The sequence below is a fragment of the Neorhizobium sp. P1_A6 genome (assembly GCF_056406795.1).
Map to the genome: position 1 here is coordinate 184,146 of NZ_JBFTZM010000007.1, position 26,327 is coordinate 210,472.

General features: G+C 61.3%; 28 protein-coding genes. 14 read left to right on the plus strand and 14 right to left on the minus strand.

Features of this window, described 5'->3' with window-relative positions:
* Positions 1–8: 8 nt before the first annotated feature.
* From AC1D3C_RS16430 to AC1D3C_RS16445, 4 genes are all read right to left on the minus strand, one after another.
* Positions 9–1,208 (minus strand): beta-ketoacyl-ACP synthase, encoded by a 1,200-nt coding sequence (locus AC1D3C_RS16430; RefSeq protein ID WP_477483625.1) that lies wholly within the window; start codon positions 1,206–1,208, stop codon positions 9–11.
* A gap of 39 nt (positions 1,209–1,247) precedes the next feature.
* The gene (locus AC1D3C_RS16435; RefSeq protein WP_037082199.1) at positions 1,248–1,721 is read right to left on the minus strand and encodes a 3-hydroxyacyl-ACP dehydratase FabZ family protein; all 474 of its coding nucleotides are present in this window, start codon (positions 1,719–1,721) and stop codon (positions 1,248–1,250) included.
* A gap of 31 nt (positions 1,722–1,752) precedes the next feature.
* On the minus strand, positions 1,753–2,037 hold the full coding sequence (locus AC1D3C_RS16440) for an acyl carrier protein (protein WP_092662234.1): 285 nt from the start codon (positions 2,035–2,037) through the stop codon (positions 1,753–1,755).
* Positions 2,038–2,154: 117 nt separating this feature from the next.
* The gene (locus tag AC1D3C_RS16445) at positions 2,155–3,126 is read right to left on the minus strand and encodes a nucleoside hydrolase (RefSeq protein ID WP_247135987.1); all 972 of its coding nucleotides are present in this window, start codon (positions 3,124–3,126) and stop codon (positions 2,155–2,157) included.
* Between the two features lie 177 nt (positions 3,127–3,303).
* Here AC1D3C_RS16445 and AC1D3C_RS16450 point away from each other — a divergent pair, with 177 nt between their 5' ends.
* Entirely contained in the window at positions 3,304–4,089 is a 786-nt protein-coding gene (locus AC1D3C_RS16450; protein WP_247038698.1) for a TSUP family transporter, read from the plus strand.
* Here AC1D3C_RS16450 and cobU read toward each other — a convergent pair.
* Entirely contained in the window at positions 4,086–4,607 is a 522-nt protein-coding gene (cobU, locus tag AC1D3C_RS16455) for a bifunctional adenosylcobinamide kinase/adenosylcobinamide-phosphate guanylyltransferase (RefSeq protein WP_477483626.1), read from the minus strand. The two genes, AC1D3C_RS16450 and cobU, sit on opposite strands and share 4 nt — an antisense overlap.
* 691 nt (positions 4,608–5,298) lie before the next feature.
* Here cobU and AC1D3C_RS16460 point away from each other — a divergent pair.
* From AC1D3C_RS16460 to AC1D3C_RS16470, 3 genes are all read left to right on the plus strand, one after another.
* The gene (locus tag AC1D3C_RS16460; RefSeq protein WP_477483627.1) at positions 5,299–6,294 is read left to right on the plus strand and encodes an ABC transporter substrate-binding protein; all 996 of its coding nucleotides are present in this window, start codon (positions 5,299–5,301) and stop codon (positions 6,292–6,294) included.
* 120 nt (positions 6,295–6,414) lie between these two features.
* Positions 6,415–7,428, plus strand: coding sequence for a betaine--homocysteine S-methyltransferase (gene bmt / locus AC1D3C_RS16465; protein WP_477483628.1), 1,014 nt, complete (start codon positions 6,415–6,417; stop codon positions 7,426–7,428).
* Between the two features lie 25 nt (positions 7,429–7,453).
* Complete coding sequence (locus tag AC1D3C_RS16470) at positions 7,454–7,798, plus strand: hypothetical protein (RefSeq protein WP_477483629.1); 345 nt, start codon at positions 7,454–7,456, stop codon at positions 7,796–7,798.
* A 10-nt stretch (positions 7,799–7,808) separates the two neighbouring features.
* On the opposite strand, the gene AC1D3C_RS16475 is transcribed toward AC1D3C_RS16470, so the two are convergent.
* The 4 genes from AC1D3C_RS16475 to AC1D3C_RS16490 all read right to left on the minus strand — a co-directional run bounded on the left by AC1D3C_RS16475 (position 7,809) and on the right by AC1D3C_RS16490 (position 12,848).
* Positions 7,809–9,884 carry a vWA domain-containing protein gene (locus tag AC1D3C_RS16475; protein WP_477483630.1) on the minus strand — a complete coding sequence of 692 codons (2,076 nt, stop codon included), beginning with the start codon at positions 9,882–9,884 and terminating at the stop codon, positions 7,809–7,811.
* The gene (locus AC1D3C_RS16480) at positions 9,881–10,408 is read right to left on the minus strand and encodes an RNA polymerase sigma factor (RefSeq protein WP_247038688.1); all 528 of its coding nucleotides are present in this window, start codon (positions 10,406–10,408) and stop codon (positions 9,881–9,883) included. Before AC1D3C_RS16480 ends, AC1D3C_RS16475 begins: the two co-directional genes overlap by 4 nt.
* Positions 10,409–10,494: 86 nt before the next feature.
* Positions 10,495–11,172, minus strand: a complete 678-nt coding sequence (locus tag AC1D3C_RS16485; protein ID WP_477483631.1) for a ferredoxin — start codon at positions 11,170–11,172, stop codon at positions 10,495–10,497.
* A gap of 101 nt (positions 11,173–11,273) precedes the next feature.
* Positions 11,274–12,848: a trimethylamine methyltransferase family protein gene (locus tag AC1D3C_RS16490; RefSeq protein WP_477483632.1), complete on the minus strand. Its 1,575-nt coding sequence runs from the start codon at positions 12,846–12,848 to the stop codon at positions 11,274–11,276.
* A gap of 264 nt (positions 12,849–13,112) precedes the next feature.
* On the opposite strand from AC1D3C_RS16490, the gene AC1D3C_RS16495 reads away from it, so the two are divergent.
* Positions 13,113–13,814, plus strand: a complete 702-nt coding sequence (locus tag AC1D3C_RS16495) for a corrinoid protein (RefSeq protein ID WP_477483633.1) — start codon at positions 13,113–13,115, stop codon at positions 13,812–13,814.
* A gap of 30 nt (positions 13,815–13,844) precedes the next feature.
* On the opposite strand, the gene AC1D3C_RS16500 is transcribed toward AC1D3C_RS16495, so the two are convergent.
* Positions 13,845–14,003 (minus strand): entericidin domain-containing protein, encoded by a 159-nt coding sequence (locus AC1D3C_RS16500; RefSeq protein ID WP_038543295.1) that lies wholly within the window; start codon positions 14,001–14,003, stop codon positions 13,845–13,847.
* A 14-nt stretch (positions 14,004–14,017) separates the two neighbouring features.
* On the opposite strand from AC1D3C_RS16500, the gene AC1D3C_RS16505 reads away from it, so the two are divergent.
* From AC1D3C_RS16505 to AC1D3C_RS16535, 7 genes are all read left to right on the plus strand, one after another.
* Positions 14,018–14,659 carry a DUF1638 domain-containing protein gene (locus tag AC1D3C_RS16505; protein WP_477483634.1) on the plus strand — a complete coding sequence of 214 codons (642 nt, stop codon included), beginning with the start codon at positions 14,018–14,020 and terminating at the stop codon, positions 14,657–14,659.
* Between the two features lie 58 nt (positions 14,660–14,717).
* Positions 14,718–15,491: a formyl transferase gene (locus AC1D3C_RS16510; protein WP_477483635.1), complete on the plus strand. Its 774-nt coding sequence runs from the start codon at positions 14,718–14,720 to the stop codon at positions 15,489–15,491.
* A 129-nt stretch (positions 15,492–15,620) separates the two neighbouring features.
* A complete protein-coding gene (locus AC1D3C_RS16515; RefSeq protein WP_477483636.1) occupies positions 15,621–15,923 on the plus strand; it encodes a virulence factor in 303 nt (100 codons plus the stop codon).
* Between the two features lie 52 nt (positions 15,924–15,975).
* On the plus strand, positions 15,976–16,938 hold the full coding sequence (locus AC1D3C_RS16520) for a methyltetrahydrofolate cobalamin methyltransferase (RefSeq protein WP_477483637.1): 963 nt from the start codon (positions 15,976–15,978) through the stop codon (positions 16,936–16,938).
* Positions 16,939–16,995: 57 nt separating this feature from the next.
* On the plus strand, positions 16,996–17,280 hold the full coding sequence (locus AC1D3C_RS16525; protein ID WP_477483638.1) for a BrnT family toxin: 285 nt from the start codon (positions 16,996–16,998) through the stop codon (positions 17,278–17,280).
* A complete protein-coding gene (locus AC1D3C_RS16530; protein ID WP_477483639.1) occupies positions 17,267–17,527 on the plus strand; it encodes a BrnA antitoxin family protein in 261 nt (86 codons plus the stop codon). The genes AC1D3C_RS16525 and AC1D3C_RS16530 overlap by 14 nt, the downstream gene beginning before the upstream one ends.
* A gap of 26 nt (positions 17,528–17,553) precedes the next feature.
* The gene (locus AC1D3C_RS16535) at positions 17,554–19,578 is read left to right on the plus strand and encodes an ASKHA domain-containing protein (RefSeq protein ID WP_477483640.1); all 2,025 of its coding nucleotides are present in this window, start codon (positions 17,554–17,556) and stop codon (positions 19,576–19,578) included.
* 2 nt (positions 19,579–19,580) lie between these two features.
* Here the strand turns inward: AC1D3C_RS16535 and AC1D3C_RS16540 are convergent, their stop codons facing one another.
* Positions 19,581–20,477, minus strand: coding sequence for a LysR family transcriptional regulator (locus tag AC1D3C_RS16540; RefSeq protein WP_477483641.1), 897 nt, complete (start codon positions 20,475–20,477; stop codon positions 19,581–19,583).
* 212 nt (positions 20,478–20,689) lie between these two features.
* Between AC1D3C_RS16540 and AC1D3C_RS16545 the strand changes: the two genes are divergently transcribed.
* Both AC1D3C_RS16545 and AC1D3C_RS16550 read left to right on the plus strand, forming a co-directional pair.
* On the plus strand, positions 20,690–20,896 hold the full coding sequence (locus AC1D3C_RS16545) for a hypothetical protein (protein WP_038543309.1): 207 nt from the start codon (positions 20,690–20,692) through the stop codon (positions 20,894–20,896).
* A gap of 234 nt (positions 20,897–21,130) precedes the next feature.
* Positions 21,131–22,150: a GlxA family transcriptional regulator gene (locus AC1D3C_RS16550; protein ID WP_247037610.1), complete on the plus strand. Its 1,020-nt coding sequence runs from the start codon at positions 21,131–21,133 to the stop codon at positions 22,148–22,150.
* An 18-nt stretch (positions 22,151–22,168) separates the two neighbouring features.
* Here the strand turns inward: AC1D3C_RS16550 and AC1D3C_RS16555 are convergent, their stop codons facing one another.
* The 3 genes from AC1D3C_RS16555 to AC1D3C_RS16565 form a co-directional block, all read right to left on the minus strand.
* The gene (locus tag AC1D3C_RS16555; protein ID WP_477483642.1) at positions 22,169–22,777 is read right to left on the minus strand and encodes a GGDEF domain-containing protein; all 609 of its coding nucleotides are present in this window, start codon (positions 22,775–22,777) and stop codon (positions 22,169–22,171) included.
* An 18-nt stretch (positions 22,778–22,795) separates the two neighbouring features.
* A complete protein-coding gene (locus AC1D3C_RS16560; protein ID WP_038543311.1) occupies positions 22,796–23,644 on the minus strand; it encodes a response regulator in 849 nt (282 codons plus the stop codon).
* Positions 23,645–23,801: 157 nt separating this feature from the next.
* Positions 23,802–26,315: a GcvT family protein gene (locus AC1D3C_RS16565; RefSeq protein WP_477483643.1), complete on the minus strand. Its 2,514-nt coding sequence runs from the start codon at positions 26,313–26,315 to the stop codon at positions 23,802–23,804.
* Between the last annotated feature and the right edge of the window lie 12 nt (positions 26,316–26,327).

The following is a 26,327-nucleotide window of genomic DNA, read 5'->3' on the forward strand; positions in this document are numbered from 1 at the left end:
AATCTCCTTTACGCGGCCGAGAGGACTGCAAGGCCCTCGCCGCGCGTATAACCGACCGTCGTCACCACCGCGTGTTTGGCAGGCGCCGTCATCGGCTTTTCGTTCTGGGCATCGAATGTGGGAACTTTTGCCGCGCCATCCAAGGTCAATGCCGCAAGGGCCAGACCCAAGGGGAATTGCGCTTCCATGCCATGGCCGGTGACGCCGCCAAATCCGCGGATCGCAGCGCCCGGGAATTCGGTCTCCAGCAGCGTTTTCTCCCGCGTCGTGAGATCGACGACGCCGCTTGCACCTGAAAACACGACCGTATCGGCCTTGGAAAGGCCCGAGGCATGGCCAGCGAGACGGGCGAGACGTTTTTCGAGGCGGCCCTCGTCACGATTGCCGCGATCGCCTTCGATCGCATCGATGACAGCGTAGATATGGGCGCCCCGCGCCTGCGCATGGGCGCGCGATTCGAGCACCAGGAAGGCCCCGACGGTGCCCATGATCATGCCGCCGCCATTGTCGGCCGAGCGCGACCAGAGCGGATGCCAGCCGCCCGTCGCATGCGCACGAATACCCTCGACAAGAAGGATGATGTCGGCGCGTTCGGCGACGAAGGCGCCGCCGACCAGACTGTGGGTAGATTGGCCGGCCTTGATGCGGTGGAAGGCGGTCTCGACGGCGGAAATGCCGGCCGCCTCTTCGCCCATGAAGGTGCGCGACGAACCGGTGACCTTGTGGACGATCGAGATATTGCCGGCGACCAGGTTGGAAAGCTGCGCCAGAAACAGCGTCGGGCGAAGCTCGGTCGTCAGCTTCTCGTTGAGCAGCATTTCGCGGTCGTTGCGCTTCAGCGCTTCGTCGACGATCAGCGAATCGACCTTGATGTCGCGCTCGCCGCCGCCGGCGGCCACGATCATGTCCATGGAAGCGCAGGCTTCCGCATCCGTCTTCAGGCCCGCGTCGTCGAGCGCAAGGCCTGCGGAAAACACGCCGAGCCGCTGCCAGTTCTCCATCTGGCGCTGGTCGCCACGCTTGGCGATCTGCGCCGACCAGTCGATCTCGGGCATCGGATGCACCGGATACGGCGCGAAACGATCGGTCTCGACTTTCGGGGCACCCGCTTGCAGCGACGACAGGAGCTCGATATGCGGCTCCTTGCCCACGCCCTGGCTGGTGACGATCCCGATACCAGTGATCACGACATCATTGTCAGACTTCATAATGTCCTCTTTGACCCACCGGGTTGAACGGGCAGGCTTTTATGCGCTTGCGGCAATCGCATCCATCAGGCCGACCTCTTCCGCGCGCTTGCGGATGACCGGCGCCAGCGGGATTTCGCTGAACGGCATGGTGCGCAGTTTGAGCTGTGCGTCGCAGACCTTCTTGCCGTTACACGTGATCTTTGCCTTGGTCACCGCGTAACCGGACCCCTCATGCTCCAGAAACGCCTCGATGTCGAGAACCGCGTCGGGCTCCACAAAGGCGCGCATCTTGGCGCCGTCGACCGACATCAGGAACGGCATGGCGGCGAAATCGGTGGCGGCAAGCACTAGGAAACCGGAGGCCTGCGCCATGGTCTCGATCAGGAGCACGCCAGGTACCAGCGGCATTCCGGGAAAATGGCCTTCGAAGACAGGGCTTTTGGAAGGCACGACAGACCGCGCCTTCAACACTTTGGCCCCAAGATCGACCGCTTCGACGCGGTCGATCATCTGGAAATATTCGAGCAGCATGAGTTTGCCGGCCCGGGATGATCGGTGACGATCAGCCCTTGGCCGCCTTCAGCTCGTCGATCTTGGCACACAGGTTCTTCAGGACGAAGTACTCTTCGGTCGAAACCTTGCCCTCGTTGACTTCCTGGGTCCACTGTTCCAGCGGAATCTTGATCCCGAATTCCTTGTCGATGGCGAACACGATATCCAGGAAGTCCAGGCTATCGATGCCCAGGTCATCGATCGTGTGGCTCTCCGGCGTGATCGTCTCGCGATCGATTTCGCTGGTCTCAGCGATGATGTCGGCAACTTTATCGAATGTAGCTGTCACGCCCATGTCCTTTGTCGAATATCCAAATCAAGGTTCCACATAGGGAAATCGATCACAAATGCCAATGGCCTCGTGTTCCCGCGTGAAAATTTGCACCGGAACTGTTGCCTAAACAGCAATCGCCTAGGCACCGGAAGCTCGGCTCTCGACCAGCGCGGTGCGGATCACCTCCAGAACCTCGCCCGATCGGACGTCGGTGCACACCCACTGGCTCGGCTGACCGTCCCAGGCGGTGCCGACGAACTTGCGGCCGCTGTCGGGGGCCTGGATCGTTTCGCCGTCGGCAATGCCGCCGCAGACGACCCGCACCGCGCCGCTGCGGAGAATAAAGAGGTCCGGCCGCACCAGATAGACGCAAGCCGTGCTGTCATGTACCGCCATGCCGGAAATGCCGACCCGGCTCTTGTAGAACTCGATGTAATATTGCGACAGGTCGGAGAGCAATTGCACCGATTTTTCGCCCGACTTGGCCATGTCGGCAAGATACTCCCCCGTCATGATCGTCTTCAGCGTCACATCGAGCCCGACGATGGTGACCTTCCAGGGCGTGGTGAAGATGATGTCGGCGGCTTCCGGATCGCCATGGATATTGGCTTCCGCTGCCGGCGTGACATTGCCGTTCACATCGAAGGCGCCGCCCATGACGATGACTTCCTTGACGAGGCCGGCAAAATCCGGATCAGCCTGCAGCGCCAGCGCCAGGTTTGTCATGCGGCCGACGGCGATCAGCGTCACTTCGCCCGGATTGTCGCGGACGGTATCGATGATGAACTGGTAGGCGGGACGCGGGTCGAGCGGCCAGTCTATCGTATCCGGCAGGCCGATATTGCCGAGACCGTCAAGGCCGTGCACGACGGAAGCGGCGCGATCGTCGCTTCGCAACGGATCGATCGTCCTGTCGGCGCCTCTGGCGATCGGCGCGGAAATTCCCCATTCCTGATGCAGGAACTGCGCATTGCGAGTGGTCAGATCAAGTGACACATTGCCGAAAACGGTCGTGACGCCAATCAGGTCGACTTCAGGATGCCGGTGCAGAAAGAGCAGCGCCATCGCGTCGTCAACGCCGGGGTCCGTATCGAAAATGACCTTGTGCATGTGCTTTCCTCGTTCGGCTCTTCGAAAGCCGCGCACAATAACGCCAAACCAATGATGCGCAATCCCGGAAGCAACATGGCTGGAGTTCCGCTGGAGATGGTTGCGGTCAACGCGGTTCGATGCGAGAAGCACGCCGCACCCGTCCGGATGCGCCTCCCCTGACAGAGTCTCCTCCCCTTGACCGACCTCGCATTCCAATTCCTCTTCCTGCTGTTTCTTGCCGCGATTTTTGCTGGTTTCGTCGATTCGATCGCCGGCGGTGGTGGGCTCATCACCATTCCGGTCATGCTGATCGCCGGCATCCCGCCGCTCGAATCGCTTGCTACGAACAAACTGCAGTCGCAGTTCGGATCGGCATCCGCGACGATTGCCTATGCGCGGCGAGGTCACGTGAACTTAAAAAGTCAGTTGCCGATGGCGGCGATGTCGCTGATCGGCGGGGCCGTCGGCGCCGCGCTCGCGTCGTTGGTGCCGGCGGGTTGGCTTGCCGCGGCAATCCCGTTCCTGCTGATCGCCATCGCGCTGTTCTTCGCCATCAAGCCCAATCTCAACGATATCGACAGTCACCGCCGGGTGACGCCTTTGGTGTTCGGGGTGACGATCGTCCCGTTGGTCGGCCTGTATGACGGCATCTTCGGGCCTGGTGCCGGCTCTTTCTACATGCTGGGTTTCGTACTGCTCGCCGGCTTTGGCATGCTGAAGGCGACCGCCCACACCAAGCTCATCAATCTCGGCTCGAATTTCGGCTCGTTCCTGGTCTTTGCGGCAACCGGGTCCGTACTCTGGAAGATTGGCCTGATCATGGGCGTCGGCCAGTTCCTCGGCGCCCAGGTCGGCTCGCGGCTGGCCATGAAGAACGGCGCCAAGCTGATCAAGCCGCTGCTTGTCATCTCCTGCCTGGCGCTCGCCCTGAAGCTGCTCGCCGACCCGACCCATCCCGTCCGCGTCTGGCTCGGCTTCTAGCTCTTCATCCTGAGCGGCAGACCGGCGGCGACGAAGAAGACCTCGTCGGCAGATGCCGCGATCCGCTGGTGCAGCCTTCCGGCATGGTCTCTGAACTCCCGCGCCATTCTGTTGTCCGGCACGATGCCGAGGCCGACCTCGTTGGAGACGACGATCAGTTTCGCTGAGAGGCTTTCGAACTGCCGCACGAATGCGGCGGCGGCAGTGTCGATATCGCGCTCGTCCATCATCAGGTTGGTGAGCCAGAGCGTCAGGCAATCGACGAGGATGACCCTCCCCGGCGCATCGATGTCGGTCAGTCGCTCCACCAGATCGAGCGGCACTTCGTGCGTGGTCCAGCCGTCTCCGCGATCGACGCGATGCCGGGCGATGCGCTCGCGCATCTCGTCGTCATAGGCACGACCGGTGGCAACGTAGTGCCGTTCCAGGCCGCTCTCATGGGCAAGCCTTTCCGAAATCCCGGATTTGCCCGAGCGGGCGCCGCCGAGGACAAGGGTGACGTGACCGGTGCGTGTCATGGAGAAAATGGCCTGAACCAGAGGGGACCGGACGATTCGTAGACAGGAGGCGTCCGGCCCTGTTGGTGATGATGTCTCTGGATTAGCATTACGGTCAAATGGTGCCGCCAGAAAGCACGGGTGTCAACCGATACCCGCTTGCCGTATTCAAGCCTCACCGACGAAAGGCCTCGGCTGACCGGGCTCGGCCAGCCGATTTTGACCGCAAATCCACGCCGGTGCCAAAAGGCCCACGAGCCAATATGACAATCGTGAATTCTACAACAATCGGAAGATGAAACGTCCGCGGGCCAATAAAGCAGGCCCGCCATCGGACAGCGAGGGCAACCGGTACGCACTACCTGATCCGGCGCCAGGCGCGAGCTAACCGCCCGCATTAAAAGCAATAACGCGACATTCTTACCGGATGGTTAGTGAACTCCGGAAGTCACGCGATTTTCTCATTTTCCTTGCGGTTCCCTAAAAATGGGCCGTGGATAAATGATCCCAGGTCGCGCGTATTGATTTCTGATCCCGAAACCCTACCGTGATTTGAGTTGACATATAAATGCGCAGTATCTGTGAAAAGCTACCGCAAATGCGGATGTGGTAGATCCTTCGCAGGGCTGCTTGAAACTGCCTCCATCGGTTGATCACCATCTTGCGCTCTGCTGAAGTCAACACTGAAAGGAAACGGCCGGGAGGTCTCAAAATGAAAAAAATCCTCGCTTCCACGGTCTTCGCCGCCGGTCTTTATGCTTTCGCAGGGTCAGCCTCGGCGGACTGCGGTTCAGTCTCGATCGCCGAAATGAACTGGGCCTCAGCCGGCATCGCCGCCAATCTCGACAAGATCATCCTGGAACAGGGTTTCGGCTGCACCGTCGTACTCGTCGCGGGTGACACGCTTCCGACTTTCACATCCATGAACGAAAGGGGCCAGCCGGACCTCGCACCGGAATTCTGGATCAACTCCGTCCGCACGTCCCTCGACAAGGCCGTTGCCGAAGGCCGCCTGGTGATCGGCGCCGAAATCCTGTCAGATGGAGCCGTCGAGGGCTGGTGGATCCCGAAATTCCTTGCCGACTCGCATCCGGACATCAAGACGGTCGCGCAGGCGCTCGCCCATCCGGATCTCTTTCCGGCTCCGCAGAAGTCGGCCAGAGGCGTCGTCTACAACTGCCCGTCCGGATGGAGTTGTCAGATTTCGACCGCGAATCTTTTCAGGGCTCTCGGCGGCAAAGAGAAGAATTTCGACCTGATCGACACCGGCACGGCAGCAGGCCTCGACCAATCGATCGCCGCCGCCTTCGAGAAGAAGACCGGCTGGCTCGGTTATTACTGGGCGCCAACCGCCTTCCTCGGCAAATACGAGATGGTGAAGCTCTCCTTCGGCGTGCCGCACGACAAGGCCGATTGGGACGCCTGCACCGCTGTCCCCAACTGCCTGAACCCCAAGGTGAACTCTTATCCGACCTCGCAGGCCTTCACCCTGGTGACCAAGCAGTTTGCTCAAAAGGCTGAGGTGGCGATGGACTATATCAAGAGGCGCAAGTGGAGCAATGCGACGGTCAACGGCGTGCTGGCCTGGCAGGAGGCCAACAAGAGCACCAACGAGGCTGCCGCCAAACATTTCCTCGAAACCAGTCCGGACATCTGGACCAAATGGCTGGCCCCCGACATCGCCGATAAGATCAAGGCGTCGCTCTGAGCCGGCCATTCGGGCGGGCGCTGCTGGAGCCGCCGGCGTCGCGAAGAGGCGCGCGTGGCCGCGGCTTGAAATCATATAAAGACTTCTTTATATGATTGATCGCTATTGCAAGGAGCGCCCATGCCGACCGCCAATGCACTGACCGAACTTCTGGCCGAGAAGGGCGTGCTGCTGGCTGACGGCGCGACCGGTACCAATCTCTTCGCCATGGGCCTGGAAGCCGGCGAAGCGCCGGAACTGTGGAACGAGGCCGCGCCTGAAAAGATCGAGAAGCTGCATCAGGATTTCGTCGACGCAGGCGCCGATATCATCCTCACCAATTCCTTCGGCGGCACGCGCCAGCGGCTGAAGCTGCACAAGGCGGAAGGCCGGGTGCACGAACTCAACAGGCTTGCCGCCGAGATCGCCCGCAAGGTGGCAGACAAAGCGGGCCGCAAGGTGATCGTCGCCGGTTCGGTCGGTCCGACCGGCGAACTGTTCGTACCGCTCGGCGCCATGACCTATGAGGATGCAGTCGCCGCCTTCGCGGAACAGATCGAGGGCCTGAAGACCGGCGGCGCCGATATCGCCTGGATCGAGACCATGTCCGCGCCGGAGGAAATCCGCGCAGCGGCCGAAGCGGCCGTCAGGGCCGGGTTGCCCTATACCTATACCGGCTCTTTCGACACGGCCGGCAGGACGATGATGGGCCTCGATCCCAAGCAGATCCACAGCGTGGCAAAGGATGTCGGCGAAGGTCCGGTCGCGGCTGGCGCCAATTGCGGCGTCGGCGCCTCCGATATCCTGTCCAGCCTGCTCGACATGACAGCCGCCGATCCTGACGCTGTCACTATCGTCAAAGGCAATTGCGGCATTCCGGAATTTCGTGGCTCGGAAATCTTCTATTCCGGCACGCCGCCGCTGATGGCCGAATATGCGCGGCTTGCCCGCGATGCCGGCGCAAGGATCATCGGCGGATGCTGCGGCACGTCCTGCGAACATCTGGCCGCCATGCGCTCGGCGCTCGACGATTACACCCCCCGGCCGCGGCCGACGATCGAGGAAATCGTCGACAAGATCGGTCCGCTGCGCAATAAGACCGCCAGCGAATCGGGCGGAGATTCCGGCCGGGAAAGACGTCGCCGTCGCGGCTGACGCGTGAGGGCTGAAGGATAGAGACATGGCAAACATATCGCCGATCGGCAGCCGGGAAACGGTAGCGGAAAGCCTTGCGAGTTTCTCGGCCGAGAACCAATCCTGGCTGGTGCTGCTGATGGACAATCCGACGTCGGACGACCTGCTGCTCGACGGCCTGCATCTTTATCTCGATCAGGCTTCGGAAGCGAAATTCCTGAATTCGCTGAAACTGCAGAAATGCGGCGAGTGGATCGGCGGCACCGCCCCTGCCCGGCTGCAGATCCGGCTGATGGAAGCGGCGAAATCGAGCCAGCATCCGGCCTATGCCGCATTTCGCGACGGGTTGACCCGCTCCGGCGGACTGGAGCGGGCCTATCCCAAGGTTTGACTGAGACGGCCTAGCGGCGGTCGAGGGTCTCGGCAAGCCGCACAAGGTCGAGGAACCCGCCGCGATATCCGAACGCATCCTCGCCGCGGGCATTACGCGCCATGTCGAGGATCAAGCGGTAGGGATAAGCGTCGAGCGCATCGGTGCCGCGCAGTTTTTGCCCGAAGGCTGCCACCGCTGTCGAGAACCGGACATCTTGAGGTGCTGACGCGAAGTCGCGCACCGCATTCATCTCGGTGACCGGCGTGGTGATCAGCTTGCTACTATCGCCATCCGGCTGCTTGTAGCGGATTTTGACGAAGGCCATTTCATCGGAGACCGCAACCGGCGCGGATGGTGCGGCCGGGCCGTAGCGCAGCGGATCGTTGAGTGCCGAGGCACTGCCCTTCGGCGTCACCTCGTAAATTGCCGTCACCGCATGACCGGAGCCGATATCGCCGGCATCCACCCGGTCATTGTTGAAATCCTCACGCTTCAGCGCCCGAGTCTCATAGCCGACCAAACGATACTCCGAGATCTGCTGCGGATTGAACTCCACCTGGATTTTTACATCCTTGGCGATCGGGAAAAGCGTCGAACCAGCCTCTTCGACCAGCGCCTTCTGCGCCTCGGCCAGCGTGTCGATATAAGCGGCGGTGCCGTTGCCGTTCTGGGCGAGCGTCTGCATCAGGCTGTCGTTGAGATTGCCTTCGCCGAAACCCAGAACCGACAGGAAGATACCGTCCTTGCGGCGCTGCTCGATGAGGCGCTTGAGGTCTTCGTCGCTGGAAGCGCCGACATTGAAATCGCCGTCAGTCGCCAGCATCACCCGGTTGACGCCGCCCTGGATGAAGGCCTGGCGGGCCAGCCGATAAGCCGCATCGATGCCTTCCGCCCCGGCCGTCGAACCGCCCGGCCGTAGATTGTCGATCGCGGCGAGGATCTTGTCCCGTTCGCGAGCGGACGTCGGCTCCAGCACCGTTCCGGCATTGCCGGCATAGGTGACGATCGAGACTTTGTCCTCCGGCTTCAACTTACCGACTAGCAGCCGGAAGGCACTTTTCAAGAGCGGCAGCTTGTCCGGCGCGTTCATCGAGCCCGAGACGTCGATCAGGAAAACGAGATTGGCGGCAGGCTGCGCGGCCGGCGCGGTCTCGAAGCCCTGGATCGCCACATGCATCAGCCGCGTGCCGGTATTCCACGGAGTGGGCGTAACGGTGACGGTGGTGCGGAACGGCTCGTCCGCCGTCTGCGACCGAGGCCAGTCATAGGGGAAATAGTTGATCATCTCCTCGACCCGCACGCTATCGGGATTGGGCAGATGCCCCTCCATCAGCGAGCGCCGCACGAAGGCATAGGAGGCCGTATCGACGTCGACGGAGAAGGTCGAAACCGGATCGGTTGCGACGCTTTTGACCGGATTGGTGTCCGCGTTGGCGAAACGGTCGCGGCCCTCTTCGGGCGGCGGCAGGATTTCGCGCTCAGTTGGCGCATAACGGGGAGCAGCGGCCATCGGTGCTGCGCGCTCGGCCATGGCCGGGGGCGCGGGCATCGGAGCAACCGATGGGCTGGGCGCAGCGCTCCGCTTGGTCGCACCGCCATTTGCCTCCTGCTTGTTCAGCTGGCGGGCAATATCCGCGGAGCTAAAATCCCTCTGCTTCGAGGATTGAACCGACGGTGCGGCATAGACCTTACGATCGGCTTCCTGCTGCGGTTCGGCCGGCTTCGCGACCGATGGTACCGGCACTCTCTCCGCCACGGGCTTCGGTGCGTCCATGACTTGCGGCAGCGCGACCTGCCCTGAGCTCGGCAGGTTGCCGCGCGTCAGTTCGAATGTCAGCAGGGCAGCCGTCGGAATGATCAGCATCGTCGCAAGTGCGGAGCCTGCGAGATAACGGTGTTGGGTAACCATGCGGATGCTCCAGATCCTATTGAGAACAGAGCTTTGACGCTGCCGCCAGGAACTTCCTTTGCTGCGCGCCGCATTTTTTTCCGTCTCGTCGAAGGCCTGCATGGCGGCGGCAAGCGCGCGGGCGCGAGCCGCATCGGAAGCGCGAGGCGCCGGGGCCAAATTGCCGAGCTGGTCGAATTCGTCCGTCATGGTCAAACCGCCTCCTTCTTCAGAAGGTCCTTCAATCGTTTACGCGCCTCGTGCAGATGCCAGGAGACCGTGTTTTCGCTGCAGTCGAGAATGCCCGCCGCAGCCGCATGGGACAGACCCTCGCTATGGACCAGCAGGACCGCATCCCGCTGTTTTTCCGGCAGGCGGCGCACCGCCGCCCATAGCCAGTCGCCGCGATCGTCCTCCTCCGGCTGCAGATGCGAAAAGAAGATCGGGTCGTTTGCAAGCCGGTCCTGGTCCCGTCGCCGGCGGGAGGACTGGCGCTGATGGTCGCGCACCGCGTTCAGCGTCAGCGTGTAGAGCCAGGTGCGGAACGCCGACTGTCCTTTGAAGCTGCGGATCGCCTTGCCCAGCCGGATGCAGACGTCCTGGGCGATGTCTTCCGCATCGCTTTCCGTGCCGCACCAGCGCCAGGCGACGGCATGAATGAAATCGTAATGCGCTTCGACGAGCGCTGAGAACGCATTGCGGTCGCCTTGGCATGCCTTATCGAGGATTTCCGCGCTCACTTGCCCGCCCGCTTTTCCGTCGCTTAAGAGCTTAGACGTTTCGTTCAGGAAATTCCTTGGGGTATCCCAAGAAAAAATTTTTAAGCTCACTGCACCAGCGCTTCCATATGGAACCGGAGCTGCCCCGGCGGGTAGCGATATTGCAGGCCAACCGGACAGGAGTTGCGGGCCGCACAGCCGGAAATCATGCAGACCGCCTTGCCAGCGTCACTTGCAAGATAGGCGTGACATCGAGGAATATCGAAGCCCGACAAGCCGACCGCGTTGACGGGACAGGCTGACAGGCAGGGCTTTTCTGCGCAGCTCTCGCAAGGATGCTCGGCCTCATCAGGCGAAATCTCTATCGAATACGGAAAACCCAGAGCGCCTCGATAACCGTGCCAGAGCCCGAACTGCGGATGGATGAGGATGCCGAGCGGGGAAGACCTGAGACCTTCAGCCTTCATCGCCCATTGCTGGAACGGCTGCCAGGGCGGATCGGACGGGAAATAGGCAGCGGCCCGGAGCTGCTCGGCGAGCGGCCGGATCAGGGACTTCGACCACGTGTCGAGCGGATCGGGACCGTCATGGCGTTTTCGCCATTCCGTGAACGACGGCCAGATCGAACCGCCGACATTGCCGAGCAATACGACGGCCTGCGCAAGGGCACCGTCACCCAGCAACGGTCCCTCGCCCGTTCCGAAATTCACTACGCCGCGGATCAGGATGCCGTGGGGTTCGAGCCCCGCGGCAATCTCGTCGAGAACTGGTGAAGGCGGCCTCACCGAGGCCCCTGGTATTTGTAGTGAGGGCGCCAGACCCCTTCCTGGACGAAATCGGCGACCAGCCGGGCACCGCCTTGCTCCCTGGCGGCATCGGGCTCTCTTCAGGTGAAGGCGTCGGGCATCGAATCCTTGCGATCCTTGATGAACGCCAGCAGCGCCTCGTCGATCGCGGGATCGAGCGGCGGTGCTTCGTAGCTGTCGAGCCAGGAGCGGCAGAGCGCGTTGGCGCGCTGCTCGATCCGCTTCTCGCCCTCGATTTCCCACTGTTCGAAGGAATTGTTGTCCATCAGCGCCGAACGATAGAAGGCAGTCTGGAAATGTGCCTGGGTATGGGCGCAGCCGAGATAATGGCTGCCGGGCCCGACTTCGCGGATCGCGTCCAGCGCCTGGCCTTCTTCGGACAGATCGACGCCCTGCGCCATCTTCTGCATCATGCCGAGCTGGTCCTGGTCGATCATAAATTTCTCATAGGACGACACGAGGCCACCCTCCAGCCAACCGGCGGCATGCAGCACGAAGTTGGTGCCGGCGAGCAGTGTCGTGTTCAGCGTATTGGCCGATTCGTGCGCCGCCTGGGCATCGGGCACTTTCGAGCCGCAGAGCGAACCGCCGGTACGGAACGGCAGGCCTAGGCGACGGGCGAGCTGGGCCGCACCGTAGGAGACCAGCGACGGTTCCGGGGTCCCGAATGTCGGCGCGCCAGACTGCATCGAGATCGACGCCGCGAACGTACCGAACAGCACCGGCGAGCCCTTGCGGATCAGCTGCGTCAGCGCAGCACCGGCCAGTACTTCGGCAAGGATCTGCGTCAGCGTGCCGGTCACCGTTACCGGGCTCATGGCGCCCGAGAGAATGAACGGCGACACGACCGAGGCCTGGTTATGCCGCGCATAGACCTTCAGCGCGCCGAGCATGGTCCCGTCGAACACCATCGGAGAGTTGGCGTTGATGAGGTTCAGGGTGACGCAATTGTTCTCGACGAACTCGTCGCCGAATACCAGTTTCGCCATGGCAACCGTGTCTTCGGCGCGTTCCGGCGCGGTGACCGATCCCATGAACGGCTTGTCGGAATATTTGATATGGCTGTAGACCATATCGAGATGCCGCTTATTGACCGGCACGTCGACCGGCTCGCAGACCGTGCCGCCCGAGGAATGCATCGAGGGCGCCATGTAGGCGAGCTTCACGAAATTGCGGAAATCCTCGATCGTCGCATAACGGCGCTTGCCGTCGAGATCGCGCACGAAGGGAGGTCCGTAGACCGGCGCGAACACGGTCGCCTTGCCGCCGATCTGGACGTTGCGCTCCGGATTGCGCGCATGCCAGGTGAATTCGCTCGGTGCGGTCTTCAAGAGTTCGCGGCAAAGGCCCTTCGGGAAATGCACCCGGTGGCCCCGGACGTCGGCACCCGCCTTTGCCCAGAGTTCGAGCGCTTCCTCATCCTCGCGAAATTCGATGCCGATCTCTTCGAGGATGAGATCCGCATTGTGCTCGATGAGGGTAAGGCCCTCCTCGTCCAGCACCTCGTAGACACCGATCTTGCGGGTGATATAGGGCAAGGAAAGGCCGGGACCGTGGCCTGCGCGGGCTGCGCGGCGGCCTGCCGCTCCCCGCTCGCCGCGGCCGCGTCTGGCCCCGCTGCCTGCCGGTTCCGTCTCTGGGGTCAAATCGTCCATGATGTTCCTCGCCTCCGCTTTGAAAAGCGCCTCAAGCTTTTTTGATGCGCCATGCTAGGCTCAAGCGCAAGCCGAGCCCCGCCTTTCTGCGTCACGGGTTTGTACAGGACAGACATCCCGCAGCGATCTTCCGTCGTTTTTCCGACGCGCCGCTGTCGCATACGAAAGAAATTGCCAAGCAAATTAAAGGTACAGATAGTCGGGACGGTAAACGTCTGATTTGCCGGCCTTCGAACCGGCCCCTCGAACGAAGGGAAGCATTGCATGTCCGACGACGAAATCATCCTGGCGGAACTTTCAGACGAGGAACTCGTGCAGCAGATGCACGACGATCTTTACGACGGCTTGAAGGAGGAGATCGAGGAGGCGACCAACATCCTGCTCACGCGCGGCTGGACGCCCTATGACGTCCTCACCAAGGCCCTGGTCGAGGGCATGCGCATCGTCGGCATCGACTTCCGCGACGGCATTCTTTTCGTGCCGGAAGTGCTGCTCTCGGCGAGTGCCATGAAGGCGGGCATGTTCATCCTGCGGCCGCTTCTGGTCGAGACCGGCGCTCCCAAACTCGGCAAGATGGTGATCGGCACCGTCAAGGGCGACATCCACGACATCGGCAAGAACCTTGTCGGCATGATGATGGAGGGAGCGGGCTTCGACGTGGTCGATCTTGGCATCAACAACCCGGTCGAGAACTATCTCGATGCGATCGAGCGGGAACAGCCGGATATTCTCGGAATGTCGGCGCTTTTGACCACGACCATGCCCTATATGAAGGTCGTCATCGATACGCTGAAGGAAAAGGGTATGCGCGACGACTATATCGTGCTTGTCGGCGGCGCGCCGCTCAACGAGGAATTCGGCAAGGCGGTCGGCGCCGATGCCTATTGCCGCGATGCGGCGGTCGCCGTCGAAACGGCAAAGGAATATATCCGCCGCAAGCACAACAGCCTTGCCGCCGGCGCCTGAGGCGCCGAACGGCTTGCTGACGGCGACGCCTTAACGCGCAGCGCGATCGACCCGGCGTCCCGCATCCTGCGTGGCATTGACGGTGTTGGCCGCATCCTTGCCCATGCCGCGGATGGTATTGCCGCAGGAGGTGAGTGAAACCATCGTCGCGAGAAGAGCGGCGATTACCGTGACTGTCTTGACCGTCATGTTAGAATACTCCGATGGAGAGAAATGAAATCGTGGCGGAAATGGATTTTCCGGCAAAGGAACGTTCAACTTGCGAAAAAGTTCACGTGATCGCGTGCGGAGCGATCGCGCGGGAAATCCTTGCTGTTTCCAGGCAGCAAGGTCTTGGCCATATCGATCTCAACTGCCTGCCGGCAATCTGGCACGCCTATCCGCAGAAGATCGTTCCAGGGCTTGAAAAAGCCGTTGCTGAGGCGCGCGAAGCAGGGTTCGAAAAGATCTTTTTTGCCTATGCGGATTGCGGAACCGGCGGCGACATCGACCGGCTCTGCGAACGCGAGGGCATCGCCCGCATCGAGGGCCCGCACTGTTATTCCTTCTTCGCCGGAAACGACGCTTTTGCCGCAAAGGCGGACGAAGACCTGTTCTCATTCTTCTTGACAGATTTTCTCGCCCGCCAGTTCGAGGCCTTCGTCATCGAACCGCTCGGTCTCGACCGTCATCCGCAGCTGAAGGAGATGTATTTCGGCAATTACCGAAAGCTCGTCTATCTGAGCCAGGAGGAAGACGAGGTCCTTCAGGAGAAGGCGCGTGCGGCCGCCGAGTATCTCGGCCTGGAATACGAATACCGCTTCACCGGCTACGGTGACCTCACGCAGGCGTTACGCTCGGTTTAACCGTTTCTTCGGGCCTTCGGCGGAAGAGTGCGGCCCTGCGCTTTTTGCGGGGGGATCGATGCAGGACCGGAATTCTCGGATCGTGGTGATGACGTCAGGCGGGGTGAACCCGCAGGTGATGATCAACGCATTGGCAAAACATTTTCCCGACCTGCATGTCGTTGAGGAACAGCCGGAATCGAAGGGAACGCTTTTGAAACGCCGCGCCCGGCGGTTCGGCTGGTTTACCGCGCTTGGCCAACTTGCGACGATGATCGCGTCGCGGCTCACCAAGAGCGTGGCGGCGAGCCGCTCCGCCGAGATCATCCGCGACTACGGCCATTCCACCGAGCCTAACCCGGCGATCCCCGTGACGCACGTGGCCTCCCTCAACGATCAGGCCTGTCACGCAGCGGTGACAGCCCTGAAGCCCGCTGCGATCTTCACCATATCCTGCCGCATCCTGTCGCCGGAGACGCTTGCCGCTGTCCCCTGCCCGGTGATCAACTTCCACGCCGGCATCAATCCGATGTATCGCGGCCAGATGGGCGGCTATTGGTCGCGTGTCGAAGGCGACGAGAAGAACTTTGGCGCCACCGTGCATTTGGTCGACAAGGGCATCGATACCGGCGGAACGCTCTACGAGAAGCGGGTGGAGCCGGCGCGCTCGGATTCGCTCGCCACCTATCCGTTGCTGATGACCGCCTCTTCCGTCGATATCAGCGTCCGCGCGCTTCGCGATGCCATCGCCGGCACACTGAAGCCGTACCAGCCGCAAGGCCCCTCCGCACTACGTTTCCCGCCGCCGATCTGGACCTGGGTCTATCACGGGCTGACCCGGAAGATCTGGTAACCGGCACCCGGCCCGACATCCGGCAAGGCAATCCCATCACCGCGTCGTATTTTGCTGGGTGCGACGTCGTCGCAAGCGCAGTCTTGTCGCCCGCACCCGTGCATGCTGCACCTCAACACGGAGGAATTCATGGCCGACCGCATCGTCGTCTTCTGGCGGGATATTCCGGCGCAGGTGATCATCAAGAAGGGCCGCCAGACCGCCAAGCGGGAATTGTCGCTGCGCTTTACCGAGGCGATCGACATGTGCGCGATGCGCAGCGGCGCAGCCGGCACCGACGACTATCTCGCCGAATGGCGCAAGGCACAACCGGTCGCCGTCTCCGACGATCTTGAGGCCGAAGCCGACAGGGCGGCGGCCGAACTCGAAGCAGCTTATGACCGGGAAAAGCTCGTGGCGCTGGTGAAGACCGGCGGCCGCGAAACCGCCTGACGTTCAGACAATCACATCGTTTCTGCGCCGCATCGCGCGCCTGGAGGAAGAAATGACCCGCACCATCGTCGCATCCGCAACCCGGGAGATCGTGATCGGCTTCGACCAGCCCTTCTGCGTGATCGGCGAACGCATCAACCCGACGGGCCGCAAGAAGCTCGCGGCCGAGATGAACGAGGGCAATTTCGACACGGTCATCAGGGATGCGCTGGAACAGGTGGCGGCGGGCGCCACCATGCTCGACGTCAATGCCGGGGTCACCTCGGTCAACCCCAACGAGACCGAACCTGGCCTACTCGTCCGGACGCTGGAGATCGTCCAGGGCCTCGTCGACGTGCCGCTGTCGATCGACAGTTCGGTGACAGCCGCCATCGAGGCGGCGCTGAAAGTGGCCAAGGGCCGGCCACTGGTCAATTCGGTCACCGGCGAGGAGGAAAAGCTCGAGGCGATCCTGCCGCTTTGCAAGAAATACGACGTACCGGTCGTGGCGATCTCCAACGACGAGACCGGCATTTCGATGGATCCGGACGTCCGTTTCGCGGTCGCCAAGAAGATCGTCGAACGCGCCGCCGACTACGGCATCAAGCCGCATGACATCGTCGTCGATCCGCTGGTCATGCCGATCGGCGCGCTCGGCAGCGCCGGCCTGCAGGTCTTTGCGCTCCTGCGGCGCCTGCGCGAGGAGCTGAAGGTCAACACGACCTGCGGGCTCTCCAACATCTCCTTCGGCCTGCCGCACCGCCATGGCATCAATGCCGGCTTCATCCCGATGGTGATCGGCGCCGGCATGACGTCGGCGATCATGAACCCCTGCCGGCCGCAGGAAATGGAAGCGGTGCGCGCCGCCAACGTGCTGAACGGCACGGATCAGAACTGCGGTAACTGGATCATGACCTATCGCGACTACAAGCCGGTCGAAGGCGGCGGAGCCGCTGCGACGGCTGCACCTTCTGCTGCCAGCGGCCGACGCGGCGGCCGGGCCGCACGGGCTGGCGCCGGAGCAAGCATGGAGTAATCAGGCTTCGATAGCTTTACATTCGTATATACAAAAGCATATATGAAAGCGTAACAGATGCGCGGAATTGCGGGCTTTGATTGGGACGATGGCAATTGGCCGAAATGTGCCAAGCACGGCCTCAGTAAGGATGAAATCGAGAGTCTCTTCGAAAACGCTCCCGCCGTTCATCGCGATCCTCAAGAGGGCGAGCAACGGATGCGCGCCATCGGCATTGCGGAAAGTGGCCGCTATATATTCGTTGTGTTCGCACTCCGGGAAATCGATGGCAGAACCCATATACGGCCCATCAGCGCCCGATATATGCACGAACGGGAGATAAGACGATATGAGCAAGGATGACCTGAAGAAGCTGCCCGCCTTCCATTCCGATGCGGAAGCCGAGGCTTTTGTCGAGACGGCGGACCTATCCGAATACGATCTTTCCGGCTTCAAACCGATGCATTTCGAATTCGAGAAGAAATCCGCCCAGCTCAATATGCGGCTGCCGGAGCCTCTGCTACGTGCTGTAAAGGCCAAGGCGAAGGAACGGGGAATTCCCTATACGCGACTGATCCGCGAAGCCCTTGAACAGACCGTCCGCAAGTGAATTCAAGCCGCCCGAATTGTGAGCCCATGGCAAGAGATCCCCTCGTCCTCTTCATGCCGTCCGGCAAGCGCGGCCGGTTTCCGGTCGGCACGCCGGTGCTCGATGCCGCGCGTCAGCTTGGCGTCTATGTGGAAAGCGTCTGCGGCGGGCGGGCGACCTGCGGGCGATGCCAAATCTCAGTCCAGCAGGGACATTTCGCCAAGCACGGCATTACCTCGACGAACGACCATCTGTCACCGCTCGGCCCAAAGGAAGAGCGCTACGACCGCGTGCGCGGGCTTCCCGAAGGTCGCCGCCTCTCCTGCTCGACCCAGATTCTCGGCGATCTCGTCATCGACGTTCCTCAGGATACGGTGATCAATGCTCAGGTAGTCCGCAAGGCCGCCGACGAGCGTGTCTTCGACCGCAATCCGGCGATCCGCATGTGTTATGTCGAGGTAGAAGAGCCCGACATGGAAAAGCCGCTCGGCGATCTCGACCGCCTGAAGGCAGCCCTTGCCGCCGAGTGGCATTTTGACGATCTCGATGTCGATTTCCACCTGATTCCCAAGGTCCAGCAGATTCTGCGCAAGGGCGAGTGGAAGGTCACGGCGGCAATCCACAAAGATCGCGACGATGACCGTGCCCGGCTCGTCGCGCTCTATCCCGGCCTGAAGAACGAGGCCTACGGGATTGCCTGCGATATCGGCTCGACGACGATCGCCATGCATCTGTCGTCGCTGCTGTCGGGTCGCACCGTGGCGTCGGCGGGCACGTCGAATCCGCAGATCCGCTTCGGCGAAGATCTGATGAGCCGCGTTTCCTATGTGATGATGAACCCCGATGGCCGCGAGGCGATGACGTTAGCCGTGCGCGAGGCGCTGAACGGGTTGATCGACGAGGTCTGCGCTGACGGCGGCGTGTCTCGCACCGACATTCTCGACAGCGTCTTCGTCGGCAATCCGATCATGCACCATCTGTTCCTCGGGATCGATCCGACGGAGCTTGGCGGAGCCCCCTTCGCGCTTGCCGTTTCCGGAGCGGTAAAGGTCAGATCCTCCGAGATCGGCTTGCCGATGAACGATGGCACCCGCACTTATCTCCTGCCCTGCATCGCCGGCCATGTCGGCGCCGATGCCGCGGCGGCAACTCTGTCGGAAGGTCCGCACCGGCAGGAGGAGATGATGCTGCTGGTCGATATCGGCACCAATGCGGAAATCGTGCTCGGAAATTCGACCCGCGTCGTCGCTGCCTCCTCGCCGACCGGTCCGGCCTTCGAAGGTGCCGAAATCTCATCGGGCCAGCGGGCAGCACCCGGTGCCATCGAGCGGATCCGTATCGACGCCGAAACCCTCGAGCCGCGCTTCCGGGTGATCGGCGTCGAGCCCTGGTCGGACGAGCCGGGTTTCGCCGATGCAGCCGCTGCGACCGGCATCACCGGCATCTGCGGTTCGGCGATCATCGAAGTGATTGCCGAAATGTATCTTGCCGGATTGATCTCGGAAGACGGCGTGGTGGACGGCGCAATGGCGGAGCGCAGCCCGCGCATCCTCCAGAACGGTCGGACCTTCTCCTACCTCGTGCATGACGGCGAACAGCGCATCACCGTAACCCAGAACGACGTGCGCGCCATCCAGCTCGCCAAGGCGGCGCTTTATGCCGGCGTCAAGCTGTTGATGGACAAGCAGGGCGTCGACCATGTCGACCGCATCGGGCTTGCCGGCGCCTTCGGCACGTTCATCGATCCGAAATACGCGATGGTGCTGGGTCTTATCCCGGATTGCGATCTGGGCCGCGTCAAATCGGTCGGCAATGCCGCAGGCACGGGCGCGCGCATGTGCCTGCTGAACCGCGGCTACCGCCGCGAGATCGAGGAAACGGTGCGCAGGATCGAGAAGATCGAGACGGCGTTAGAGCCGAAATTCCAGGAGCATTTCGTTTATGCCATGGCGCTGCCAAACAAGGTCGATGCCTTCCCGCATCTGGCAACTGTCGTGACCCTGCCGGAGCGAAAGGCGCTGGCAGAGGCTTCGGGAGAAGGCGGCCGCAGACGTCGCCGCAGCCGCGAGTAGGATCAGGCAGCAGCAGCGATCAGGGAGCCGAAAGCTTCGCGGATGCTTTCGGCCACTGCTTTGCCGGGGACGGAGAGCTGCGGAGCCGTCAACAGCCGGATATCGAAGTTGATCAGTTCCGGCAGGCCTTCCTTCGCCCCGAGTATCTGCATGTCGTCGGTAACATAAGAGCGCGGGAACGGCGCGATCGCCAGATCGGACAGCACCGCGGCGCGTTGCGCCATCGTATGGGCGCTCGCATAGGCGATGCGATAGCTCCGCTTGTGCTTCTCAAGCTGGGCAATTGCATCCTGACGCCAGACGCAGCCGTCTTCCCAGACGGAGATCGGCAGCGGATCGCGCAGATACGCCGTGCCGCATTTGGCGCCGGCCCAGACCAGTCTTTCCGTGTGAATCATCTCTCCGGCCGTCGAGAAAGGCCGGGTCGCACAGTTGATCAGCGCCAGGTCCAGCCGCTGCTCGTCCATGCGCTTCTTGAGCGCCAGGCTCATGTCGACCGTGACATCGACCATGATGCCCGGAAAGCTTTCGCCGAAGTCCTTGAGAACCTTCGGCAGAAGGCGTTCGGCGATATCGTCCGGCGCGCCGAGACGTACCACGCCGGAGAGTTCCGGCATGACGAAACGTGACACTGCCTCGTTGGAGAGCGCCAGCATGCGCCGGGCATAGGAAAGCAGCATCTCGCCATGCTGCGTCAGCGACACCGAGCGGGCGTCGCGCAGGAAGAGCGTCGTCTTCAACTGCTCTTCCAGTTTCTTGATCTGCATCGAAACAGCCGACGGCGTGCGCAGAACCGCATCGGCCGCGGTCGAGAAATTGCCAGTTTCGGCAATCGCTACGAAGGTGCGCAATACGTCGTTATCGAGCAGCGGGAGCGGCGGGCGGAATGGAACAGTCATGTCAGCCTCTATCAATAATTCTGAACTTAAGCACCATATCATTTCGTTTGATTGAATGTCAAACCGGCGGCATACTCAAAACATCGGAAGCGAGCGTCGATACCAAACAGAATTTCATGAGACGCATAACTTACATCCGATTGATTGATGGATTGACGGCGTTCATTGTTCCCATAGAGCGCTGCTCCATGAAACACCCAAGGAGAACTGACATGACCATGATCACCTATCAGGAGAGCGATCGCTCCCGGCGTCAGTCGTCGTTCGTCTCGCTGATCCGCCCTGCCCTTACTGCGGTGTTTGGACTTCGCGACCAATGGCGTCGCCGCCAGACCGAAAGGATGCTGGAAGGTTTGCCGGCAGAAATCCGCAAGGACATCGGATGGCCGACGACCAATGCCGCACCGCATCGCCGATAACCTCCCGACCCATGGCCCGCACACGAACCGGTGAAGCGGGCCATGTAGTCTGAGACACGCTTTGAGCCTGCTGCCTTTGACAATTATGTCTGCGACCCGCCTATGTCGCAAAAATGTTATCAGCCTGTCGCCGAAAGCCCTTCTCCGCCGCCTTTCCCCGTGCCAATGTCGCTTTTGAAGAAAAGCGGGCCGCAATGTACGGCCACGAACAAGGGGAATGACGGCATGAATGTGATGACCAAAAACCCGGCAGCAAAGCGCTCTCTCGTCTTTTTTCTTGTTCCCCATTTCACCATGCTGCCTTTTGCTGCAGCGGTGGAGACGCTCCGAATCGCCAATCGCATGCTCGGATACTCGGCCTATACCTGGCGGCTCTGTTCCGCCGACGGTGAAAAGGTCTATTCCTCGAGCGGCATCGGGATTGAGGTAAATTCGTCGCTGGCCGACGAACGTCGCAGCCTCTCCGGCGAAAACCGCCCGAACATGGTTCTGGTCTGCTCGGGCGTCTACGTTGAGGAGTTCAACAACAAGTCGGTCAACGCCTGGCTGCGCGAAACCTATAACCGCGGCATTGCCGTTGGAAGCCTCTGCACCGGAGCACATGTGCTCGCCCAGGCCGGGCTGCTGAACGGCAAGCGTTGTGCCATACACTGGGAAAACCTTCCGGGATTTGCCGAGGCATTCCCGCAGGCAGAAGTTTATGCGGATCTCTACGAGGTCGATTCGAACCTCTATACCTGCGCCGGCGGTACCGCCTCGCTCGACATGATGCTGAACCTGATCAGCCAGGATTTCGGCGAGAACCTCGTCAATCGCGTCTGCGAGCAGCAGTTGACGGACCGCGTCCGCAACCCGCACGACCGCCAGCGCCTGCCGCTGCGGGCCCGCCTCGGCGTCCAGAACGCCAAGGTTCTGACGATCATCGAGGTCATGGAAAACAATCTCTCCGAACCGCTGTCGCTGGTCGAGATCGCCGACGACGCCGGCCTCTCCCGGCGCCAGATCGAACGCCTCTTCCGCCAGGAAATGGGCCGCTCGCCGGCGCGCTATTATCTGGAGATCCGGCTCGACCGGGCACGGCACCTGCTGGTGCAGTCGTCGATGCCCGTGGTCGAGGTGGCGGTTGCCTGCGGGTTCGTGTCCGCCTCGCATTTCTCGAAATGTTATCGCGAGGTCTATAACCGCTCGCCGCAGCAGGAACGTGCCGAGCGCAAGCTCAACATGAACACCTCGCGCATCGGCGTGGTGGCCTGATCCTGGTGATTGCGGCTGTCAGCCCGCCGCTTGCAGCACGACCGTATGATCCGAAAAGACCTGGTTGCGGCCGAAGCTCTTCGCCATGAACAGGAATTGTTCTGCAGCATTGAGGTAATTGTCGAAGGTCTCCGGACCGTAGACTTCTGCCAGTCCGATCGAGACGGTTATCGAGAAGTCGTTGTCGCCGGAAGTGATCCGCATGCCGGCGATCTCAAGCCTCAGCTTTTCGCAGAAATCCGTTGCCGCCGCGCCGTCGAAACCGACCAGCAGCAAGCCGAATTCCTCGTCGTCCAGCCGGGCAAGGAGGTGCCGGCCGCCGCTGCACGCGGCATCGAGTTTGGCCGCGATCGCCTTCAGGACCTCAGCGATCGTTTCCTCACAATGGGTATCGTTCAACCGCCGGAAATGATCGATGTCGACGATTGCGACGGCGCAGGACGTGCCCTCAGAAAGGCAGGCCCCCACCAGCGGTAAACCAAGCCGATAGAACTCCTTCAGATTAGCAAACCCTGTCAACGGATCGGCGGTGAGATTGGCCATCTCCATCTGGACCGGTGACGGCGCAGCCCAGCCATAGGTCAGACGTTCCGACTTCCGGAAGTGCTGGCTTTGAAGATAGGGCATGCGAAAAACCCTCGCAGATCAGGCGACGTTCTTGACCGTCGAGTCCTGACGTTTTGCCTGCATCGACCAGATCTGGATCAGCGTATCCAGGTTCTGGTTGACGCGGCAGTAAAATTCCTCGTCGATGAAGGGCCGCAGCATGAAGTCGTTGCCGCCAGCCTTCAGGAAACGGGCCGAAAGCAGCCGGTTCGAAGAAGACGACACGCCGATAATCCGCAGTTCGTGCGAACCGCGCACCGAGCGGATGCGGCGGGTCAGCTCGAAACCGTCGATATCGGGCATGTTGTAGTCGGTGACGACGAGGCCGATATCCGGGTTCTTCTTCAGAATATCCAAGGCCTTGGCACCGTTCTCCGCAACGCTGACCCGGAAATTGTAGCGCTTCAGACGGCTGGACAGCAGCGCCCGCGCCGTCGGGCTGTCGTCGACGATCAGCACGTGGTGGCGATGATTGGTGAGGAACCGGCAGACCGATTCGGCCAGCATCTCAACCGCAAAGACATTGTCCTTGAGGATATAGTCGACGATGTCCTTGGTCAGCAGCTTGTCGCGCGTCTCTTCGTGGAACGTGCCGGTAAAGACGATGGTGGGGATCGAGAGATCGACGAGATATTCCAGCGCCTCGCCGTTTTCCGCACCCGGCAGGTTGATATTGGAAATCGCCAGTGTGACCGGTTCGCTCGAACGGTCATAGGCAACCTGCAATTCCTCGAAATTGCGGCAGATCTCAACCTCGATGCCGAACAGCTCCTTGAGCCGGGTACCGATCATCGAGGTAAAGACGTTGGAATCTTCCGCAAGCAGGATGCGGGAGTTTGCCAGTGATTGGCCGGAATACTGCATCCCGGAAATGCCGAGGAATGTCATGGTGCCCCTGTCGATAAGTAATTATCCCCTCAGCTAACACCCGTATTACAAACGCTTTGCAGAACCGTTAATCGGAGCGGCTTCCTCGTCCAAAAACGGAACAGGCGGCCCGAAGACCGCCCGTCAATGTCAATGGTTTCTTACTTTTAGCCGGATTTCACGCGCGCAGTGCAACGTTGTCGGTGTCAAACGGGCTCTCGGCGACAACGCTGGCATTGTAGAGGTTGCCGAGAATCTTGATCTTGAGCCGCGTACCAGTCTCCGCATAACCGGGCTTCACCATCGCCAGCGCCAGAGACTTGCCGATCCGCCAGCCGTAGGCGCCGTTGGTGGCGCGGCCGATCAGTTCGCCGGCGTCATTGTAGATCGCCTCCGAACCGCGGGCATCGAGATCGTTGGCGCCCTCGACGACCAGCGTGCAGAAATTCCACTTCAGCCCCTTCTCCCTATAGGAAAGCAGACCTTGCTTGCCGAGGAATTCCTTGTCCGTCTTGATGAAACGGTCGAGGCCGGACTCGTAGGCATTGTACTCGATCGACATTTCGCGCGGGATAAGCCGATACGACTTCTCGACCGACATGGAAAGCATGGCACGAATGCCGAAGGGTTTGATGCCGAATTCGGCGCCGGCTTCCATCAGCTTGTCGAAGATGTAGTTCTGCATCTCGATCGGGTGATGCAGTTCCCAGCCCAGTTCGCCGACGAAATTGACGCGCAGCGCATGGGCGGACGCCATGCCGACGGAAATCTCCTTGCCGGAAAGCCAGGGGAAATCCTTGTTGTCGAGGCTGGTGCGGGTGAGCTTCTTCAAAACCTGGCGAGACTTCGGGCCGGCCAGAACCAGTACGCCGAGCTTCTGGGTAATCTGGGTGAGTTTGACCGACCCGTCTGTCGGCGCCAGCTTGCGCAGATAATCCTGATCATGCGCCTCATAGGCACCAGCCGATACCAGATAGAAGCGATCCGGCGCCCACTCGTAGACGGTGAACTCGGAGCGCACCCCACCCTGTTTGGTAAGCAGGTGGCAGAGCGCGATGCGCCCGCGCTTCTTCGGGATCGCATTGGCGAAGATCGAGTCGAGGAAAGCACGCGCACCCGGGCCGGACACTTCCATCTTGGCGAAGGCCGACATGTCGAGGACGCCGACATTCTCGTGGACATTCTTGACCTCGTTGCCCACGTGGTCGAAATAGTTCGAGCGGCGGAAGGACCATTTTTCGACGATCCGGCCATCTTCCAGCGCCGGCGCGTGATTGTGACCGGTCAGCACCTCGGCGCCGACGCCGAGGTCTTCCGCAGGCACTTCATAACCTTCGGGCGCGAACCAGTTGGCGCGTTCCCAGCCATAGACGGAGCCGAACACCGCACCCATCTTCTTCAGCCGGTCATAGACCGGCGTCGTCTTCAAGGGACGCGCGGCGGAGCGCTCTTCATCAGGATAATGCATCGTGAAAACATTGGCATAGGCCTCTTCGTTCTTCTCGATGAGGTAGCCTTCCGTCGCGTAAGGCCCGAAGCGGCGCGGATCGACGCCCATCATGTCGACGGTGGGTTCGCCATCGACGATCCATTCCGCGAGCTGCCAGCCGGCGCCGCCGGCCGCGGTGATGCCGAAGGAATGGCCTTCGTTCAGCCAGAAGTTCTTGAGGCCAGGTGCGGGGCCGACGATCGGCGAGCCGTCCGGCGTATAGGCTATCGCGCCATTGTAGACCTTCTTGATGCCTACTTCGCCGAAGGCCGGCACGCGCACGATGGCGGTCTCGATATAGGGCATCAGCCGGTCGAGTTCCTCGTTGAAGAGCTCATATTCGCTCTCGTCGGACGGACCGTCGACGTAACAGACGGGTGCTCCGACCTCGTAAGGCCCGAGCAGCAGGCCGCCATTCTCCTCGCGCATGTACCAGGAGGAGTCCGATTCGCGTAGGACCCCCATTTCCGGCAGGCCCTTGGCCTTGCGCTCCTGGATCGCCGGATGCGGCTCGGTGACGATGTACTGGTGCTCGACCGGAATGACCGGAATGTTGATGCCGACCATCTCGCCGGTCTTGCGCGCGAAGTTGCCGGTGCAGGAAATGATGTGCTCGGCGGTGATCTCGCCCTTGTCGGTCGTCACTTTCCAGAGCCCGTCCGGCTGTTGTGCGATGGCGGTGACGGTCGTGTTTCGATAGATCGTGGCGCCGAGGTCGCGCGCACCCTTGGCAAGCGCCTGCGTGAGGTCCGCCGGCTGGATATAGCCGTCGTCAGGATGCTGGATGGCGCCGAGAATCCCATCCATCTCGCAGAGCGGCCAGATCTCCTTCACCTGTTCGGGCGTCAGGACGTTGACCGTGACGCCGATCGTCTCGGCGATCCCGGCATAATACATATACTCTTCCCAGCGGTCCTTGGTGCGGGCGAGACGGATGTTCGAGACTTTCGAGAAACCGACATTCATGCCCGTCTCTTCCTGCAGTTCCTGATAGAAACGCACCGAATATTTATGCAGCTGGCCGACCGAATAGGAGAGGTTGAAGAGCGGCAGAAGGCCCGCCGCATGCCAGGTCGAACCCGAGGTCAATTCCTTGCGTTCGATCAGAACCGCGTCGCTCCAGCCCTTTTTCGCCAGATGATAAAGCGTCGAAACACCGACCACGCCGCCGCCGATCACCACCGCCCGTGCATGTGTCTTCATGGAAAGAACCCC